The sequence below is a fragment of the Bacillus sp. 0209A genome, assembly GCF_036765095.1.
GTDB classification, from domain to species: Bacteria; Bacillota; Bacilli; order Bacillales; family Bacillaceae; genus Bacillus; species Bacillus subtilis_G.
On record NZ_JBAIZV010000001.1, the window covers coordinates 525098 to 546158 of the forward strand.

General features: G+C 39.7%; 3 protein-coding genes and 1 pseudogene. All 4 read right to left on the bottom strand.

Annotated elements, in window-relative coordinates; genetic code table 11:
* Positions 1-42: 42 nt before the first annotated feature.
* On the bottom strand, positions 43-4830 hold the full coding sequence (locus tag V6D44_RS02045) for a type I polyketide synthase (RefSeq protein WP_202328629.1): 4788 nt from the start codon (positions 4828-4830) through the stop codon (positions 43-45).
* Positions 4830-17357, bottom strand: a complete 12528-nt coding sequence (locus V6D44_RS02050) for an SDR family NAD(P)-dependent oxidoreductase (protein ID WP_253269055.1) — start codon at positions 17355-17357, stop codon at positions 4830-4832. Before V6D44_RS02050 ends, V6D44_RS02045 begins: the two co-directional genes overlap by 1 nt.
* 25 nt (positions 17358-17382) lie before the next feature.
* The gene (gene fabD / locus V6D44_RS02055; RefSeq protein WP_437177784.1) at positions 17383-19683 is read right to left on the bottom strand and encodes an ACP S-malonyltransferase; all 2301 of its coding nucleotides are present in this window, start codon (positions 19681-19683) and stop codon (positions 17383-17385) included.
* A gap of 135 nt (positions 19684-19818) precedes the next feature.
* Positions 19819-20670: pseudogene (locus tag V6D44_RS21050) on the bottom strand (acyltransferase domain-containing protein); the annotation flags it as partial.
* Positions 20671-21061 lie beyond the last annotated feature (391 nt).

The window sequence follows — 21061 nt, forward strand, 5'->3', positions numbered from 1 at the left end:
CATATCATCCCCTTTACAAATTACATTGTTGAACATCCAGTGTTAATCCAGCATTTGAGCAAGCAAATGATCAGCTTCCTCTGTCGTCAACTCGCCAGCCTGCAATTGACCGAGCAGCTCGGTCAATTTTTCTTGTGTCACGGAAGAAACCTGTTTCTTTTGATACGGATCTCGATCTGAAAATACCTCGCCTTTTCGAAGTGTTACGTTTTGCAGTTGCACAAGCAGGTCTCCTTGATGATTCACCAGCATAATATCGTAAGTAAACTCGAATTGATCTTTTTGGCTTGTTTTGCGTGCATACACCCAGCATTCTTCCGGTACTTTCTGGTGGATATAAATCTCACCAATTGAATAAGGTACATATACAAAAGCACGTTCTCTTCCTTCGGTGATGCCAAACAATGATTGCAAAGCCCCATCAAGCAGAGACGGCGGCAGTATATTGTTATTAAAGGTATGTGCTGCTTCTTGAGGTAGTATTAAATGCGCCAGAGCTTCTGTGTCTCCGCCCCATAATCGTTGAATTGACTGAAAGCTGCGGCCATAGTCAAAACCGTTTTCCCGGAAGTGTCGGTAACATTCATCATGTTCATGGATAAAAGCGCTTCTCTTGATGATCTCGTGTCTATCAATACTCTCTATGGGCTTGACATTTTGATGAGCATCATAGCTTAATTCTCCTGATGCAAATACGGCTTTTGTACCTGCATCTTCGTCAGCCGTCATTTTAAAAAGGATGCGTCCGTCTTCGACAGAAATGAAGGAGTAAACAATTACGCTCTCTTGATATAACATTGCCGGTCTAATAAATGTAATGTTTTTCAAACCAGAGACCTTTTTCCTGCGATACGATAAATTTCCTGCGGCACATGCCATTTCAAGAAAAACCGCCGCAGGCAAAATACGCTTATCTTTCACCACATGATCCTTTAACCAGATCTCTTTTTCCATTACTGTTTTTTTAAAATATTGCTGCTCAAGGGTAGATTCGTTAGAATCAAGCAACGGATGCAAGACGGTTTTATTTTGCAATGCTGAAAGCTTTTCATCAGAAACACGGGGCACCCAATAAGATTCCTCAGCAAACGGGTACAAAGGAAGATCCACCCGCCGTGCTTTAGGTCTATCTTCATATAAATTTCTCCACTGAATATCGACACCGTAAGACCATAACTTAGCAAGGTCATTGACATCTCTTTTTTCCATAACAGCTTTAAGGAATTGTTCTTTCATTTTCCGATCATGGAAAACAAAGACTTTATCATAATCTTTAGTCACATTGCCCTTGTATACATTGTCTCCAATTATTCCTTCATCACAGAAAAGCTTCAAATTCCCCCTAAGTTCATGCAGATCCGATGCCACAAAAGCAATTCTCTCTTCCATCGGCTCCCTACACGTTTGTAGTGTATAAGCAATATCATCGACCGATACAGCTGTCACCTGGTCTGTGTATTGAAGAAGACGACGGGCGTATTCCCTCAGCCTGTCTTCGTTTCTTGCGGAGAGAACTGCGGCATAAGGACCGCTACCTGTATTTTTAACAGAATCAATATGATTTTCATATTCTTCAAGAATAATATGGGCATTCGCCCCCCCTGCTCCAAATGAACTAACCGCTGCCCTTCTACGAGTTATACTGGCTTCTTTACGCCACTCCTCTTCTTTTTGCTGAACATAAAAAGGCGTATTTTCGAAATTTATATTAGTATTTAATCGCTCAGAATGAATGGAAGGCGCCAATTTTCGGTGCTTAAACTGAAGCAATACCTTTGTAAGCGCCGCTATGCCTGCAGCGGATTCTAAATGTCCGATATTTGATTTAACTGAACCAATTGCACAAAATTGTTTATCATCGGTAAATTGTTCAAAAGCTTTTGTCAGCCCCGCAATTTCAATCGGATCTCCAAGTGAAGTACCCGTTCCATGTGCTTCCAAGTAACTGATGGATCTTGGACTAATACCTGACTTTTTAAAGTTTTCGGCGATCAGCTCAGCTTGCGCATTTGGATTTGGAACAGTAAAACCATTTGTTTTCCCTCCATGATTTACAGCTGTTCCTTTAATCACACCATAAATACAGTCTTGATCATTGATTGCTTTATGTAACGGTTTTAATAGTACGGCTCCCGCCCCTTCTCCTGGAACGTAGCCGTTCCCACCTTCCCCGAAGCTTCTGCATAGACCTTCTGTAGAAACAAAATTCCCTTGGCTCAGCCAAAGATATTTGTTAGGGTGTATGGACACATTTACGCCCCCAGCTAACGCAATCTCACTTTCTCCCCTTTTTATACTTTCACATGCCAAATGAATGGCTGTCAAAGATGACGAGCACATCGTATCTAAAGCAATACTTGGTCCAGAGAAATTAAAAAAGTATGAAACTCTATTAGCTATAGAAGAAAAAAAAGAACTGAGCGCAACAGCATTGCCTTTTGCTGTCTCCTCCGCACCAAATAATTGATATTGCCCGTACATTGCTCCTACAAACACCCCGGCTTTCATACCGTCAAGCCGATCTCTCGTATACCCGGAGTCTTCAAACGTATGCCAAGCGGTTTCGAGAAAAATACGTTCCTGAGGGTCCATCATCTCAGCTTCTTTATGGGAAATGTGAAAAAACAGCGGGTCGAATTGATCAACACGATTAATAAACCCTCCCCATTTACTGTTGATTTTCCCTCTGTCCATTCTGTCAGGACTGTAGTCCGATCTGAAATCCCACCGTTCTTTAGGGATCTCGGTAATACAATTCTTTCCACCAATGATGCAATCCCAGAATTCCATAACATTATCTGCCATTGGATATCTGCCGCTTACTCCAATAATTGCAATATCTTCATTAATTGGTGTATTTACACTCACTGCATGTGCCGGCTGTCTTTCCTGCTGCATTTTTGTATGTTTTTTCAGTTTTGGTGCGGCTTCTATTTGAGCTATCCCAACTTCTTTTAATACTGTCTCTTTAAACGATTTCAGAAAGAAATCAGCAAGCTCATCGACGTTCCGGTATTCGAAAAAGATCGTTTTAGGCAAATCCCCGAACGTATCTTCAAGCTTTGATATAAGCGACATGATTATAAGTGAATTAATCCCGAACTTTTCAAAAGAATCATAAGCATTTATTTTATGATTAGGGATTTTCAATTCACTGCAAATGGTTTTGATAAGATAATCATTAACTTTATCCTTAATTACAATTTCATTATCTTCAGTGTTTTTCTCTATTTCCGTTTGATTGTCTGAAGGAGTCAGTTTGCGGAAAGGGATTGTTTTTAAGAGCTTGTCCCGGTCTCCTTCCACAGGCATTATGTTACTAAATGAAGATTGCATCATTTTATCAAAAGCTTTAAAAGCCGCTGTTGAATGTATCGGAATCATTCCGAATTTCTCTTTCAAATGGACAACAGCACTGTCATCAAGATTCATTCCGCCCTCTTTCCATAGCGGCCAATTTATTGAAAGTGTCTTTCCATTTCTGTTCAGCTGATTTCGGAACATCGCATAACTGTCCATAAAACTGTTGGCGTACGCATAATCACTCTGACCGGCATTTCCGTTCGCAGCAACAGAAGAAAACAGAATAAAGAAATCAAGATTTTCATCTTTTGTCAGCTCATCCATCCAAATCGTTCCGAATACTTTCGGCTTTAATACTTCAACAAACTCACTCAGATTTTTTTTAGCAATAAAAGAATCTTGAATGAGACCTGCAGCATGGATAATGCCGCTTATTTGGCCACGCTGCTGTTTCACGTCACAGATAAATTGCTCAGCCTTTATTCGTTCCGATATGTCCGTCTGTATATACTCAACAAAAGACCCTTTTGCGTTTAGTTTTCTGAGCTGTTCCTTCTGAACTTCGCTTAAAGCTGAACGGCCTGTCAATATGATGACCGCCTCAACTTCGTTCGCGATATGTTCCGCAAACATAAGACCGAGTTTTCCTGCACCGCCGGTAATGATATACACGCCGCCTTTATGATATGATACATGCTTCGGAGCTAATGACTTTGCATTTTCTAAATCAATATGCTGCATTCCTTTAATATACCTGCTGTGAGAGTCAATTAAAATTTCGCATTCATTTGATTGAAAGCTTTGTAATTCATTACATGCCATCTCCCACAATTGCGAAGCGGTAGGATCTGAATCAGGCTCTTCTCTATGAATTTGAAGCGTTTTCGCCTTCAATTTGGAGCTTTCCATATTTACCGTTTTTATAAAACCCCCGACCGCTTCATTAAACGGCTGATTCTGACCGTTTGTCCAATACATATGCAATAATTTCGTATTATCATATTTTGCTTTTATTAAAGCCTTTGTTAAAACAAACAATGGCAAAATCCCGTTGAGAAGTGCCTTATGAATCAACTCTTCACTTAATTCCGGAACAGCGCTGTTCCATAGATATAGAACACATCCAGGTGTAAATTTGCTTTTTTCCAAGTCTGCAAACAGGTTTTCATAATGAGCCTCATTTGACGGGTCTATTGTGTATACATTTTGCTCCAGACAGCTGAAATAAACATTAGGAGTTACGAGAATAACATGCACTTGATCTTTGTAAAGCATACTAATATATTCTGTAAGTCGTTTATCTCGATCAAAAATTAATATGCTTCTTGGCGCCTGTTGTTTCTGTACATCATCATTTTTTGACGATATCCAATCTCTTTTAAAAAAGACAGTTTGGGACGCAGCTTGCGATTGCTGCTCCGTCCCATTTTTTATTTGTTCTTTTCTGTAAGTGCGAATTAGTTCTAATCCTGTATCAGGAGACATCTGCTGTTCTTCAATCAAGGAAAGTATTTGTTTAATATGCACTATTTTACCTCCAGCAGTTGATAGACTTGGTCAGCGGAAAGCTCACCGTTTTTCAATTGTTTTAATAGTAAAAGAATTGTCTGATCTTCACTGTCTTCCGGCAGTAATCCTCCCGCGTTTACTTTTCTGACAGAAAAGTTATTCATGCTTGCAGCAATTTCTCCGTCTTCATTAATAAATTGGATGCTATACGTGCAAAATCCAGTCTCTTTTACACGTGCAAAACATTTTTCCTCAAGCGGGCTACAAATCACAAGCTCCTCAAGTGAATAAGGAACATATAAGCTTCCTTTATCATTACCATTTAACAAAAATGCGACCGATTGAAATCCTCCGTCAATCAATGACGGGTGAAGTTTAAAATGCTCAAAATCGTTTTTCAGCTGCTCTGGCAGAACAAGTTCTGCCAGTACCTCCTGACCGCTGCAGTAGACGGCGGTCAGGCTTTGAAACCCAGAGCGATAATCCAGCCCCATTCTGCTAAAATGCTGATAACATTCTTTGCGGCTAATTTTTGTATCACTGCTGTGTTTAAACAGTTCAATATCAAAGTGTTCAAGCGGTCTGATAATATTTGATTCCTCGAACTCTGCAATACTTTGTGAGCAGATTTGCAATTCACCCTCCGGCTCTCCTGTGCAGATTGTTATATTCAGTTTATCTTTTTGCATTTGAAGACTTGAATAGATGTGAAACGGTGTTCCTTCGTAGGTAATTGGTTTGTTCCATACGACATCTTTAATCTTACATATAGTGCTCTCAGCAGCTATTTCCGCGGAGACAAGAGCCATTTCAAGATATGCTGCTCCCGGTAAAACAGGACGCCCAGAAACAAGGTGATCAGTGATAAAAAATTCAGAGCCGGTAATATTTGTTTTAAACTTCAAGCTCTTTAAAGTTGACAAATTTTCGCTTAACAAAGGATGAATCCGCTTTTCCAGTTCAACGTTTTTGATTTTCTGTCTGAACCAATAACTCTCCCTTGCAAAGGGGTAGGATGGCAACGGCATTTTGTTATATGTTTTATTGAATATTTGCCGCCAATTCACTTTTGCTCCCTCGGCCCACCATTGAGCCACCAATTCCTCTTTACCGCTTTGAATAGCCTCTAGAAGAAGCTCTTCAGTTATAACTGTGTATTTCTTTTTATTTTCATTGATAAATACGCCTTCTTGTTTCTTGTTAAACTCAAGGAAGCTGATGTATTTGTCTCTTAACTCTCTTATATCAGAAGCACATATAGCGATTCTTTCTTCCATTTCTTCGCGCCCGTTTTGCAGCGTACTTGCCATATCAGTCAGATTAACCGAAACTTCTTTTCTGATTGCATGATCCAAATACTGAATCATCAGCTTAATATAGTCGAGCAATTGATCTTTGGTTTTCGCTGACAACACAAAAATGTGGTTTCTTCCACTTTCCGATATTCTCCTGTTCTTTTCTCTGTATTCTTCTAAAACAATATGTGCATTTACACCTCCAAATCCAAAAGAGCTGACACCTGCTCGCATTGGTATGTCAGCGTACAGTTCATCTTTCATTCTTTTCCATTTTTCATTTGTATCTGTTATATAAAATGGTGTGCCATCTAGTTTGATATATGGATTAAGTTCAGAAAAATTAACAATTCCAGGGAGTTTTTGGTATTTAAACGCCAATAATACTTTGATCACCCCAGCTATTCCAGCAGCCGTTTCTAGATGACCTATATTTGTTTTAACGGAGCCTATCCCGCAAGACTTTTGTTCAGTAAAAGGAATGCCCCATTCTTCATATAATGTTTTGAATGCTTTTACAATGCTGTTTACCTCAATTGGATCGCCAAGGCTTGTCCCTGTCCCGTGAGCTTCAATATATCCGACCGTTGCAGGACTGACACCGGTTTTCCTCCAAGCTTCAGTTAATAAATCTACCTGCGCCTTCGGATTTGGTGCAGTCAAGGAATTGGCGTGTCCCCCATGGTTTATCGCTGTTCCTTTAATCAGGCCATATATGTGATCCCCATCCGCTTGTGCTTTACTGAGCGGTTTAAGCAATACCGCCGCTGCTCCTTCACTTCTCACATAGCCGTCCGCTCTTCTATCAAACGTTTTACACTTTCCGTCTTTTGCCAGCATACCTGCTTTGTCGAAAGCTATAAACAGGGTCGGGCTTGTCATAATATGAACGCCCCCTGCAATGGCCATGTCAAATTCTCCCCTCTGAATTCCCTCTGCCGCACGATGCAGCGCAACCAATGAACTAGAGCAAGCCGTGTCAACCGGTTCGCTTGGGCCCGTAATATTCAGCAGATAAGAGATTCGATTCGCCAATATACAATGATTTAGGCCAGTAGCTGTCTGTGCCTGAATCGGGGTAAGATTTTCACTGAGACGTTCAGCATAGTCTGTTGTAGCAACACCTGCAAATACAGCGGTTTTAGTCCCTGCCAAATCAGAAGGTTTATAACCTGCATCTTCTATTGCCTTCCAAACTGTCTCTATAAAAATCCTTTGCTGTGGATCCATTAATTCTGCTTCCGCAGGAGAAATTCCGAAAAACAAGGGATCAAATTTATCTGCGTCGTTTATAAATCCCCCTCTTTTTATATTCGTTTTATTTCTCTCTTTTATCGGATCACCATCAAATTCTCTCCAGTCCCAGCGGTCTTCAGGAATATCTGTAATCAAATCACGGCCCTTTTCGATTTGTTCCCAAAGTTCCTCTATTGTGTCTGATTGAGGGAATCGTCCGCTTATCCCCACTATTGCAACAGGCTCATTTAACGTGCCTTCTGCTTCACTGTTTTCTTCCGAAGAGGTAAGAGCAAGATCAGCATATCCGTCATCATAATCCAAAGACGGTTCCACTTCGTCTATTTTTTCAGCGTCTGTTTTGGAAGAAGAATCGGTTGAAAAACTGTAACTGTCCCCATACTGATCTATTAAATAACCTGCAACTTCATCTAACGAATTGTATTCAAAGAAAATGGAAGGCAGCAGGTCTGTTCCATACCTTTGATTAATTTCATTTCCAAGCCTTGTAAAAGTGATAGAATCAAACCCGTATTCACCAAATGAAGTTTCTCCTTCTATTTCTTGCCTTTCTATCTTCAAAAGAGCTGAAATGATATGTGCAATTTCCTCTTTCAGATATTCTCTGGTGTTCTTATTCTCATGATCTAATAGATTATTCTGCACCTGTTCTTGTGAACATTCATCATGTATATAATCAAGCAATTCATAAAAATCATAAAAATCAAAAAACTGGGATGGCATTATTGAAATTCCTAATGATTCGTTTAATTCATTACCCAGCATTGTAAACATAATTGAATCAAATCCATATTCACTTATAGGCAGCTCAAAATCAAATTCACTTTCATTAATCTTCAATACGGTGCATATAATGCGTGCCAAAGTGTTTCTCAGTGAAGATATAGTTCTATCTGGCTCATTATTTTCTTCAATGGCTTCTCTATTACCTTTTTCTTCGGCGATACCTATGATTCGCTCCAATTTTAATTCATTGCCGCTAAATACCATGATTTGATGTTCACACCCTGTCATTGCTTTATCAAATGCTGATAGACCCTCTTGTTCACCTAAGGACAGCATCCCAAAATGTTCATATAGAAATCTCTCTGAGTGTCTGTCAACTTGCATGCCGCCTTCTTTCCATAACGGCCAATTAATAGAGAGTGTCTTTCCAGGTTTGTCTTCAGCTGCTCTCAGCTCCGCAAAATAATCCATGAAACGATTAGCATAAGCATAATCCGTCTGTCCCGCATTCCCTATTTTTGCACTAATTGATGAAAACAGGACAAAAAAGTCCAGTGGCTCTTTTGCTGTGTACTGATCAAGCCAAATCGTACCATGTACTTTGCTTGCTAAGACAGCTCTCACATCCTCTTCACGTTTGTTAATGAGTAATGAATCTCTTATAACGCCCGCGCTGTGTATAATGCCCTTTAAAGAGCCTAGTTTGCTTTTTATAAGATTTATCAGATCGGCGGTATTTTTTTCCTCAGAAATATCAGTCTTAACATAAAAAATTTCCGATCCGGAGGCTTCCAGTTCTTTTATACACCTGACAGATTCCTCAGAAAGTTCTGACCTCCCTATCAACACTATCTTTATTCTGCCTTTTTGTATAAGGTGCTTGGCAAATATCAGTCCTAGTCCGCCTGCTCCTCCTGTAATGAGATAAACTCCATTTTCTTCTATTTCAACTTTTGAAATGCCGTCCGTATATTTAATACTGACGGACTTCTTCACGTATCTGATTCCATCCACATATCTGATTTCTGTGGAACCGCTGTCGCTAGCAACACTTTCTTTTACGATGCAGTCCAACTCCGGGAGAAGGCCATTCGGCAGCAACTTCTGCCCGCTGCATATTTCAATATTTCTACCTGTAATCATAGGCTGTTCTAGATGAAGCGCCTGAAAAAGACCGCTTAACGCCATTTGATAAGGTAAAACTTGATTTTTTTCTGTAAAAAACACATGAGATATTTTTATTTTATTTTTGGGCTTCACTGATATAAGTGCTTTCGTTATATAGAAAACCGGAAAAACAGCCTCATTAAGTTTACTTTTAATATCATGGGAAATTTTCGTTTCGGGACTCTTTCCAAACAAAACCACATGTCCGATTGTTACTTGCCTTCGCGTAAGAATCCCCAGCAGTGTCTTGTAATCGTCAAGTTTATGACTATTCAGCTCATATGAATAGATTCCCTTTTCTTTAAATTGGTTCCCGCCTCGAACAAAGATTAGTTTCAGGCCAATGCTTTCATACGCATTGCGAATGTGCTGCTCTGTTATATCGTCATGGAGCACAATAGCCAAACAGGTGTTTGAACGGCAGATTTCATCTGAATGGTGATTAAATTCCTGAACCCATTTGTCCTTATAATAAGTGATTGAATGCTCCGTTTTTACAATTTGATTGTGCTGTGGGCTCTTTAGTGCTTTGAGAGCTAAGTTTCTCAGTTTCAAACTTACTTGGCCTTTATCATCCATATACATAATATTGAATCTTTTTACAGATGAAGCATTCTTTTCATCAGCTGGTATGACATAAGCATAACCGCTATCCGAGGGAGCACTCAAAATCTCCAGCTCTCCTAATTCAAAAGGCAAATATGGCACTTGACCGCCATCATGCTCAAGCGTAAATCCGATAGTTGACTGGAAAATACCGTCTAACAAACATGGATTCAGCATTCCTCTGGCTCCATTTAACTGAAGATTGTCAGCAAGAGATATGCGTGAAAGAACCGCGTTTGGAAGGATAAACAGCTGCTTAATCACTTGGTAACTGCTGCCATAGTTCAAGCCTGCCTGCTTAAAGCTCTTATAGCACTCATCACCATTGATTGTGCTTTTTTGCTCCTTTAGCAAATTATTCAATTCAAATCGTTCTATTTCACGTGCTGCTTCTGCCTCGTAGAACTTAAGTTTACCTTGTGAATGAACAGCGGTTTCAGAATGCAAATTACTTTTTACTATAAACCTGCTGCTGCCTTCTTGATTGGGTAACAGATCAATAGCAATTGTCTTTTCTTCCTGAACGGTAATTGGAAGTGACCATACGATTTGACTCAACTTCACAACTTGTTTTCCATTTAATCTCTCTGCTGCTTCTCTTGCGGCTTCAATGACCGCAGCTCCCGGTAAAACAAACTCGCCATTTATGATATGGTCTTTCAGATAATAATCAGAACTTGACAGCTTTTTGTTAAACCGGCTTTCTCCCTCTGAAAAATTAAACAAAGGGTCTGGATCGACCAATTCTTTTTTCTGCATATGAACAGACTTCGAAACCCAAAGTTTATTCTTTAAAAAAGGATATGTGGGAAGCGCAATTTTGCTTGCAGCTCGCTCAATATGGATATCTTCCCATGCCAAATCTCCCCCTGAGACCCAATATTCAGCCATCTCTGCCATTGTTCGTTTATCCGCCTTCATTTGTATACCGTTTTGTTTTTGTCTTCGCTTCTGATTGATCTTTTTTCCTCTGAATATACTTTGATCTGTATCCCCATTAATGTACTTATTCAGTTTAGAGATTAAATCATAGACATCTTTTGATATAATGGCGAGTCTTTCAGACATAGGCTCACGTCCATTCAGGAGCGTAAAAGCAATATTTGAAAGACCTACGTTTTTGTAAAGTCCCTCTTGCTCGTAAAAATCACTGACTTGTTTCTTATTTTGTTCCAAAAAGCGTTCTGCCGTAAAATCTTCTGTATCTTGCGGCTGCCTGCTTCTTAAATTGTAAAAGTTATAAATTTCGTCAATCCATGACATGAACAGGTCTGACTGCCAATCGGTGCTTTTCGCAGTCTTTATGTCAACGCCGCATTTTTCAGCTGCTTTTTTAAACTCTTCCTTAACTGCTTTCACAAGTGAATGGTCATGTTTTTGACTGGCCCTTTGGAGATACCCTGCAAGCTGTTTTGCATACTCCTGTAAACTTAGCGGATGTTTTGCTGAAAGTACAATAAGTTCTTCACCTTCCTGCCAGCTGGTATCAGAAATTGCAGGAGGCTCGTACTCTTCAACAAGGATATGTGCATTTGACCCACCAGCTCCAAAAGAGCTTAGTCCCGCTCGTCTTGGGTATGTTTTTTCGGGATTTTTCTCATCAGTAAGCTTCACCCACTCAGATGTTTCCTGCTGAAGATGGAACGGTGTCTCGTCAAGATGAAGATCTGGATGTATTCGCTCAGCATGAAGTGTGGCAGCTATTTTTTTATATTTCATCTGTAATATGATTTTTGTCAGGCCGGCAATACCTGCTGCTGCTTCAAGATGACCTATGTTTGATTTAATGGACCCAAGCGAGCAATATGATGACTCGTCTGTATATTCTCTAAAGGCTTTTGTCAAGCCTCTGACTTCAATTGGGTCACCCAGCGGGGTACCTGTGCCGTGGGCTTCAATATAGCCGATGCTTCTTGCGCTCCAATCAGCTGCAGCAAGAGCCTCTTGAATAAGGCTTGCTTGAGCTGCTGGATTAGGAACGGTATAACCGTTCGTTTTCCCTCCATGGTTGATCGCTGTCCCTTTAATCACTGTGTACACCGTATCATTATCCCGTATTGCATCTTTCAGCGGTTTCAGAATAACTGCTCCTACACCTTCTCCGGGTACAAAACCGTCACCCCCTGCACCAAAGCTCCTGCATTGCCCTGTCTTTGAAAGCATCCCCATTTGACAGCGGTACAAGTAGTCCGACGGATGTAAATACAAGTTAACTCCCCCGGCAACAGCAATAGAGCACTCACCTTTTTTTAAGCTTTCACACGCCATATGGATTGCAGTTAATGATGAAGAACAAGCTGTGTCAACAGGTACACTTGGCCCTGTAAAATCAAATGTGTAAGAAACTCTGTTCGCAAGAGACCATGGAAACGAGTTTGGGATCACAGTATTTTTATCTGTCGGTATTCGTTCACCGAGCAGTTTATAAGAATTAGTCGTGACTCCAGCAAAAACCCCAACATGTTTTCCCGCTGTTTTTTGCAAACGATTCAGGGTATACCCTGAATCTTCAAACGCCTTCCACACAGTTTCTAGAAAGATACGTTCCTGAGGATCCATGGCTTCTGCTTCTCTTGGCGATATATGAAAAAACAAAGAATCAAATGAATCAGCACTCGGTAAAAAACCGCCCCATTTACAATAAATCTTTCCCTCTTGGGCTTTAGCAGGATCAGAATCATAATAAGCGTGGGCATCCCAGCGTTCTATCGGAACTTCTGTGATAGTATCTTTCTTTTGAGATAATACATCCCATAATTCCTCGATGTTCTCCGCACCGGGATATCGCCCGCTTATGCCGATGACAGCTATACCATCGTGTTTTTCTTTCTCCTTCATTACAGGCGCAATATGTAATTGAGCTGGATTAACAGCTGTAGAACTCTGAATTAGTTTTTCTTTCTTTTTCGCAGGAAATAAACTTTCCAGCCGATCCGGATATTCCTTTATGAGATAGTCTGCCAAGTCTGTGATGGTCTGGAACTCAAATAAAAGCGTTTTTGAAATAGCTCCTAACGCCTGCTCCAGCTTTGAATTGCATTGATGTATCATGACCGAGTCCATACCATATTCAGCTAAGTGCACAGAATGGTCTATTTCCTCAGGTTTAACACCAACTTCGGCTGAAATAATGCTTGCTAAAAATGATCTCGTCTGTATTTTCACATCACCCGAAGCCAACTGAATTGTGTCACTTATTTGTGTGTAATTCGTTTGAAATCGTTGCTCCATAAATTGTTCAAAACGATCTGAATCTCCGCAGACTGCAATATTATGCAGCTGTCCGGACATCACAATCTGGGCGAACCAATCCGCCCCAGCTTCAGAAGACAATTCTTCAAGACCGGAATCACGAAAAAGTGATGTTCTCGCCTGATCTGATATACTCACTCCCATTCCGATTTCTTTCCATAACGGCCAATTGATTGTTAAAGTACGCCCGTTGCGCTGAGATTTTTGACGCTTCTGTTCCCTATACTCAGCAAAGTGGTCTAAGAAGCTGTTTGCATATGCATAATCAGTCTGACCTTCGTTTCCTGCAATAGAGACCACTGATGAAAAAACAGCGAAAAAGTCCAATTCAATCTCCTTCGTCGCATTATCCAGATACAACGTTCCTTGCACTTTCGGAGCTATGACTTCTGAAAGCTCTTGCTTTGTTTTTTGAAAAAGGAATGAATCTCTGATAACTCCTGCACAATGAATAATCCCGCTAAGGCCTGAATATCGTTCCATAATATCATCGACCAGTTTTATTACGGTTTCTTTATCTGATATATCCGCCTGCATATAAAAGACTTCCGCATTAAATTGATTTAAAAATTCCAACAGCTTCTGTTTTTTCCCGCGTAATGGAGAACGTCCTGACAGAATGATTGTGCATGTTTCGGATTTTGCACAATACTCAGCAATTTTACTGCCAATCCCCCCTAATCCCCCTGTAATTAAGTACACTTTATCTTTCCCGGGATATTGGACTGGGGAGAAGTTCGTTTTAGTCTTCTTCTCTAATACCTGGGCATACCTTACACCGTCTTTGTACATAATGTTTATGTTATGGTCCGGGGCTGCATCTATTTCTTTATATAAGATGTCTGACTCTTCGGAATACGAAATTGACATTGAGCCATTTGTAAAGCGAATCGCCTTGCAGCACAGCTCAGGATATTCTTGCTTTACTGACTTAAAAAAACCGCCGATCCCTTCAAAACAGGGCAGTCTCTTTTCCTTATCATTACTGAATACATATATAAGCCGCACCTTGTTTATAAGGTTTTCACTTATTAATGCCTTTGTCAGGTAAAAAACGGAGTATATTCCTGTTTGCAACGCTTCATCAAATTCTGATTGTTTGTCAGCCCATGCATGCAAAATCGAATCTGGTATTGCATTTTTTTGTTTTAACAATCGGATCAGGCTTATATAATCTTCAGGGTTTTCTCTATTTATTGTGAACACATCATCGCTTATTTGCTCAAAACGATCACCTTTCGTGACAAGATATACAAAAGTGTTCTCTCTCTCTTGCAATACTTCCGAATACCTTTTATGATCCGAAAAAAGCAAAATCGTACTCCTTTGTCCATCTGTGAGAACTTCCGACAGCGGTGATTCCTTCCATACCGGTGCATATAATGACCGTTTTATATTCTCCACAGAAAATGCGTCTGTTTTTGATATTTCAGGTTTCAAGTCAAAATGATACCGTTCAAATGGATAAACAGGCAAAACTACTTTTTTCTTATTGTGATCACCCAGTCTTGCCCAAACAATCTCTTCTCCTTTTAGCCACATTTGCATAAACACCTGATAAAGAGACTCATCAGGCGATTTGCTCGGCTCAAAATATGCTTCATGCTTAATATTCATCGTAAGAGGCAAGGTTCCGAATTTAAAGGTGCAAAAGTTAGGAATTTCAATATCTCTATTCGGCTCAATTGTTTTTTCCGATATTTTTAGAACAAGGTCAGTTATCTCTTGATTTAAATCCTGTATTTGGTTGTGATCAACCATTAATGGAAATCGGTCTTTTTCATAAAAATCGGACGGTGCCTGTTGTAAATACTTAACTGCCTGTTTTATTCCTTCCGGCTGTTTCAATAACATGCTCATAACAAGCTCTTTAGACAGCACACCGGCATCAATTAGGTACAAGAGTTCTTGAGAATATCGGTTTTCTGATAAGCCTTCTTGCTCTGTTAAATCCCATTTCTTATAGAGTCTTTGCAAAGAAGCAAGGATTGCTACTAACGTTACTACTTCCTCATCCGTCAGTTTTTCTCCGCTAAATCCTGATCCATCAATAATATTCTTCAAGACACTGATTTGCTGAGAGTGCGCCGACTTTTCCCATTCCTCTATGTAGCCTTTAAATGTATATTGATGCTTAAGAAGTAATTGTGCTTTTTTCCGTAAATGAATCGCAGATTCAACTGAGAATTGAATACCATTCAGTAACATCCTGATATAATTCTCATCCAACTGAACTGGAAAATAGGTTTTCGCGGTATACGGACTCAGAAACGGAATGGACGGCGGATCACAAAATAATGCCGCTGCCTTCTCAACATTCGCGATAAAAGCGTATACATTTTCAATTTTTAGTATACCGGCTACAGCAAGAGCAATAAAATACCCGTCTCCAACACCAGTAATACAGCTTGGTCTAAAACCTGCAGTCAGCATGCTTTTTACTATTGCAGTATTGATAACTACAGAATACAGTCTGGATTTTTCAGTTGTCCATTTCTCTTTAAATGTATAATCTACAGTCGAAATGCCTTGCAGCATTTTCTCTACTTCTTTTTCTATATTAGGGAATACCCTTTTAATCTCTGTAAATTGTTCGTAGCTTTCCCACTTTAAGTCACCAATAACAAGTATCCACTTACAATCATTTTTCTTATGAATCGTCAGTCCATTTTCAATATGATTCCTTAATTCGGCCTTGCTGTCTGCTAATATACCTGCTCTATACTCAAACGTTGCTCTGCCGGTCAGAAGCGTGCTGCTAATTTCTTCATGTGAAAATTTTTGAAATTCCTCGGACTCACCGGAAAATAATTTCCACTGCTGTAACATTTGCTCCATGCTTTTTTCACTTTTTGCAGAGAAAAGAAACGGTTGTATTTTACCGTTACAGCTTGCTTTTGATACTTCTTTGTGTATAAATTCTTCGATAATGACATGAGAGTTAACGCCCCCAAAGCCGAAAGAACTTATTCCCGCTCTAAGCGGTTCTCCGTCCGGAGCCTGCCAATCACATGAATTCATTGCCAGAACAAATGGTGTTTTTTCAAATTGGATAATTGGATTAACCATATTTACATTTAGCGTTTTCGGTATCCTTCGATGTTTCATCATCATTAACACTTTAATTAATCCTGCCATACCGGCTGCTGCTTCCAAATGACCGATATTCGTTTTGACACTTCCGATCCGGCAATATTGTGTATGATCAGTATATTGCAGATACGCTTTCGTCAAAGCTTCAATTTCGATTGGATCGCCCAAAGATGTTCCCGTGCCGTGTGCTTCAATATAAGAAATCGTTGAAGCATCTACATTGGCACTTTTTAAAGCAGCTAAAATGACTTGACATTGAGCATCCACACTAGGCGCAGTAATTGAACGGGTTTTCCCGCCATGATTTACAGCTGTTCCTTTAATAATGCCGTAGATATGATGACCGGCTTTTACTGCTTCATCCAGTCGTTGAATCAATAAAACTCCTGCGCCTTCGCCAGGAACATAGCCGTTTGCAGCCGCGTCAAAACTCTTACATTTACCATCGGGGCTCAGCATTCTGGCCTTTGAGAATGATATGTATTTCCAAGGCTGAAAATTTAAATTCACGCCCGAAGCAATGGCAAAATCGCTTTCCTTTTCCCTCAGTGATCTAACCGCTTCATCCAAAGCAACAAGCGATGACGCGCACGCAGCATTTACAGACATGCTTTTCCCCGTAAAATCAAATGCGAATGAAATGCGGTTGGAAAGAATAGACTCAAAGCTCCCGAGACAAGCATAGCTGTCAATTTCCGAATCAGCACAGCCCATCTGACGATAGTCAGAGTTCATAATACCTGTAAAGACAGAAGTAGTTTTATCCTGAAGCTCACTCAATGATACACCTGAATCTTCAATGCAGCGCCATGTCTCCTCTAAAAGAATTCTTTGTTCAGGATCCATGTTTTTTGCTTCACGAGGAGAAATATGAAAGAATTTATGGTCGAAGTATCTGGCCTGTTCAATAAACCCTCCCCATTTACTGATACTTTTATTTGGAATGTTGATGTCAGCAGAATAATATTGTTCAGGGTTCCACCGTTCAAGCGGCACTTCTCGAATGGAATCTTTACCGCTATGTATATTCTCCCAGAATTCATGATAATCATTAGCATCAGGAAATCTGCATGAAATTCCTATAATTGCTATATCAGATGATTTATACGAGTTATCGCTCCCAGTCTTTTTATTCAAATGATGAACCATTCGTTTCCAGCACCCCTCTCTTTTATTAAAATATCGTTTTCAATCGATGCCTTAGTAAGTTTTCTGCTTCAATCATTATCTTTTCACCGATTTCCCCAACATGCCTGTTTCTCCATGCTTCTAATTCTGTTCCCTTCACCCACTGATTAAAAGCACCCAGAGACGGACCGCAATGCACCTGATAATCCACCCTTCTTTTTTCGTCCCCTTCCAATGCAAACAAACTGGCTTTTCGCAAATACCACTTAAAAATTAATAACATCTTAAATTTTGGATTACAGTCCGCTTTTTCAACTAGATTTGGATATGTTCTTTTAATGTCTTCATAGATTTCATCAAAAGTTTTTTTAAAATACTTACTTTCTAACTGGATCTTTGTTTTATCATCTATCTCATCAAGAGACTGAAATTGCTGATACAATTGCTGCAATTTATTTGCTCTGACAGGGAACAACATTCCCCTTTTCATTACCTGGACCTTTGCGCCGAACTCAAACATAGCTTCGGAAGGTGCATAAGCAGTATCCTGTATTTCCATTTCACTCAATAATTCTTTGACAGATTCACTTGTGCCGGACTCAGCTGTACATTGATTGATAGACCCTGTCATAACAAAATCAGCTCCCATTAAAAAAGCAGAGGCTGCTGCTTCGGGAGTTCCGATACCTCCGGCAGCTCCAATTCTAATTCTCTTTTTATAGTTATTCGTTTTCATCATATCGTCACGCATCCTCATAAAAAACGGAAGCATAACTGATAACGCTCCTTGATCAGTATGACTGCCGGAATCCGCTTCAATGATCATATCGTCAGCTACAGGAATTCGGCTTAGCCATTTTACTTGTTGTGAAGTTAAAATGCCCTGTTCGGCCATTTTCTCGACTATGTTTGCAGGAGCTGGACTCAGAAACGCCGCTGCAACTTCCGGTCGGGACACTTTTGCAATGATTCGATTATAAGGCATGACATGACCGTCTTTGTCTTCCTTCAACTGTTGCGCTTTGTAATAAATTAATGCCTCATTAACGGAAAGGTACGAAGACGCTTCTATCACCCTTACATCATGTTTTACATATAAATCAATCAGCTGTTTTTCTTTATCTAGATTATCTGGTTCCGATTGAATATTCATTCCATAAAACTGACTTTTTTCGAGTCCATTCTTAATCGAAATAATCGCTTGCTCAATATCCTCAATTTCTAAGCCTGCAGTTCCGAAAAAACCCATCATTCCTTTTTCACCAAGATGGATGATCATTTCAGCTGAAGAAATTCCTCTATGCATGCCCCCTGCCAAATATGCATATTTCAAATTATAATCATTTTTGAAAGATTGATCTCCCAGTTGAGATTTTGGAGAATTTTCCCCAGTAGATTCTTTCCCTGGGTTGGTTTCTGCCGTCAGCTCTATTCCAGAATTTATATCATCATCTTCAGGAATAGAGTCAATGACCTCAGGTGCGTTGATGATAAGCGGCAGCTCATTTTTTTGAATGGTTTGTGTCAACTTCGTCAGGATGTTGCCCGGTCCGACCTCTTCAAAAGCAGTTACCCCCTGTCCCATTAGGTATCTGATACTTTCAGTCCATTTTACTGAATGTGTTATTTGTTCAATCAAGTTATGTTTAATGTCTTCTTGCTTATAAGGTCTAGCTAAATAGTTTGATATGACCGGAATGTTTAATTTCGAAAATTGAAAGGGTTCGATAAATTTGGCAAAATGCTTTTTCGCATCCTCCATAAAACGAGAATGAAAAGCTCCCCCGACTTTCAGAACAACATATGCCGTTGCCCCCGCTTGTTCAAAATATACGGCTGCCCGCTTTATGTCCTCGACTTCCCCTGCTATCACAATTTGAGACGACGTATTGTAATTAGCAATATCTATTTGATCAAAATCAAACTGTTTAAGCACCTCTCTTATTTTATTTTCATTGAGTCCAATGACAGCCGCCATTCCGCCTTGTGAAGACGCACTCATTAATTCTCCTCTTTTTGCAACTAATTTGAGCCCTGTTTCAAAGTCAAAGACACCCGCTGCAAATAAAGCTGTATATTCGCCGAGACTGTGTCCTGCTGTAAAATCCGGGGATGCTTTCCCCTCTTTTTTGAGCTTTAAATATTGAAGTGCGCTCACTGTATAAATCGCAGGTTGTGTATATTTTGTATCAGTTAATTTGTTGTCTATGTCTGATAGGCATAAATCCTTTATGGAATACCCTAAAATAGCATCTGCTCTATGAACCAGATCACTGAACTCATTAAATATGTCTCCACCCATTCCTTTAAATTGTGCACCCTGCCCAGGAAAAACGTAAGCCAGCATTTGTTTTTCTCCCCCTGTCCCATATTTCTGCCTTTGTTCTTCAATACGTTTGGTTATCTGTTCCATGCGGTTGATCTCATTTCCAAACGGACTCAACACTGTATGAAACGACGATTTTGAATAATCTGCAGCACTCTCTTCGGCAATCCCCGCAAGACTGCCGGAGGGACTTGTATCGATATAGAATGCTGGGTTTCTTTTTTCATTAAAATCAACTGCATCCAGAAATCGAATGGGCTCTCTTATTGCATCCCAATGGTAGTTTTCAGGAATATATTTCAGTTCTTTACCGTACACCGAAGAGATGAAAGTGATATTTGGTTTCTTAAAAACTTTATGTTTCATATATTCTTTAAACTTTTGTGCAGCACCATCGATTAATTCGGAATGAAAACCAAAACAAACAGGCAATTTTTGACTTGCAATTCCTTTTTTCTGCATTAGAGAGGATGCCTGATCTAATGCTTTTATTTCACCGGAAATAACGAAATGATTACGGCCATTCACCGAAACTAAATTGGTATTCTGTCGTAAAAAAGGCTCAGTATCATATAACAAAGGCTTACCCAGCACAGCCATCATTCCGCCTTGCTGACTGTAGTTTTCTAAAATTTCGGCCTGCTTTAAAACACACTCCATCGTTTCTTCCGGCGACAGTATTTCTGCTACTGCTCCTGCTGCAAATTCACCTAAACTCATTCCGATAACTCCGTCAGGCTCGATACCTTTTTGTATCAGTGTTTGTGCAGCAGCGTACCCCGTCATATAAATTGCCGGGTGAGAATATAGTATATTGCTGAAATTAGAATTTTTTCGTTTTTCATCATATATATACTCGATGATTGAATATCCTTTCAGCTCGATAGCAATGGCATCAAGTCGGTGCATTGTTTCTCGAAAAACTGTGTCCTTGTTAAAAAGCTTTTTGCCCATTCCCCAGTATTGAGAACCTTGCCCTGAAAACATCAAAATGTTGGACTTTTGCATGTTATTTTATCTCCCCAAATTTCTTCTCTTGATTTAAACACAACATCTTTGAAAACAGCAAAAAACCTTTTATTTAATAAAAGGTTTAAGTTCATATTTGATTTGAATTAGCGGGCTAACTTCAAATGGTGCAAGTCATCGCATTCTATAGGGTTCTCACTCATATAAAATTAAGAATATTCAGTTAATTTATTCTGCAAATATGTTCCTATTGCATCATAATAAGACATAATGAATCCTACCAACGTGCCGAAACAACGATTGGTTTTATGTGAATTTATCTCTAAATAAATTTTAGAGTATTAATTTCACATTGTCAATATCAAATACATTTATATCCTGGTTAAACTGTCTTTTTACGGACGGCTTAGCTCATTTAATATCAACTCAT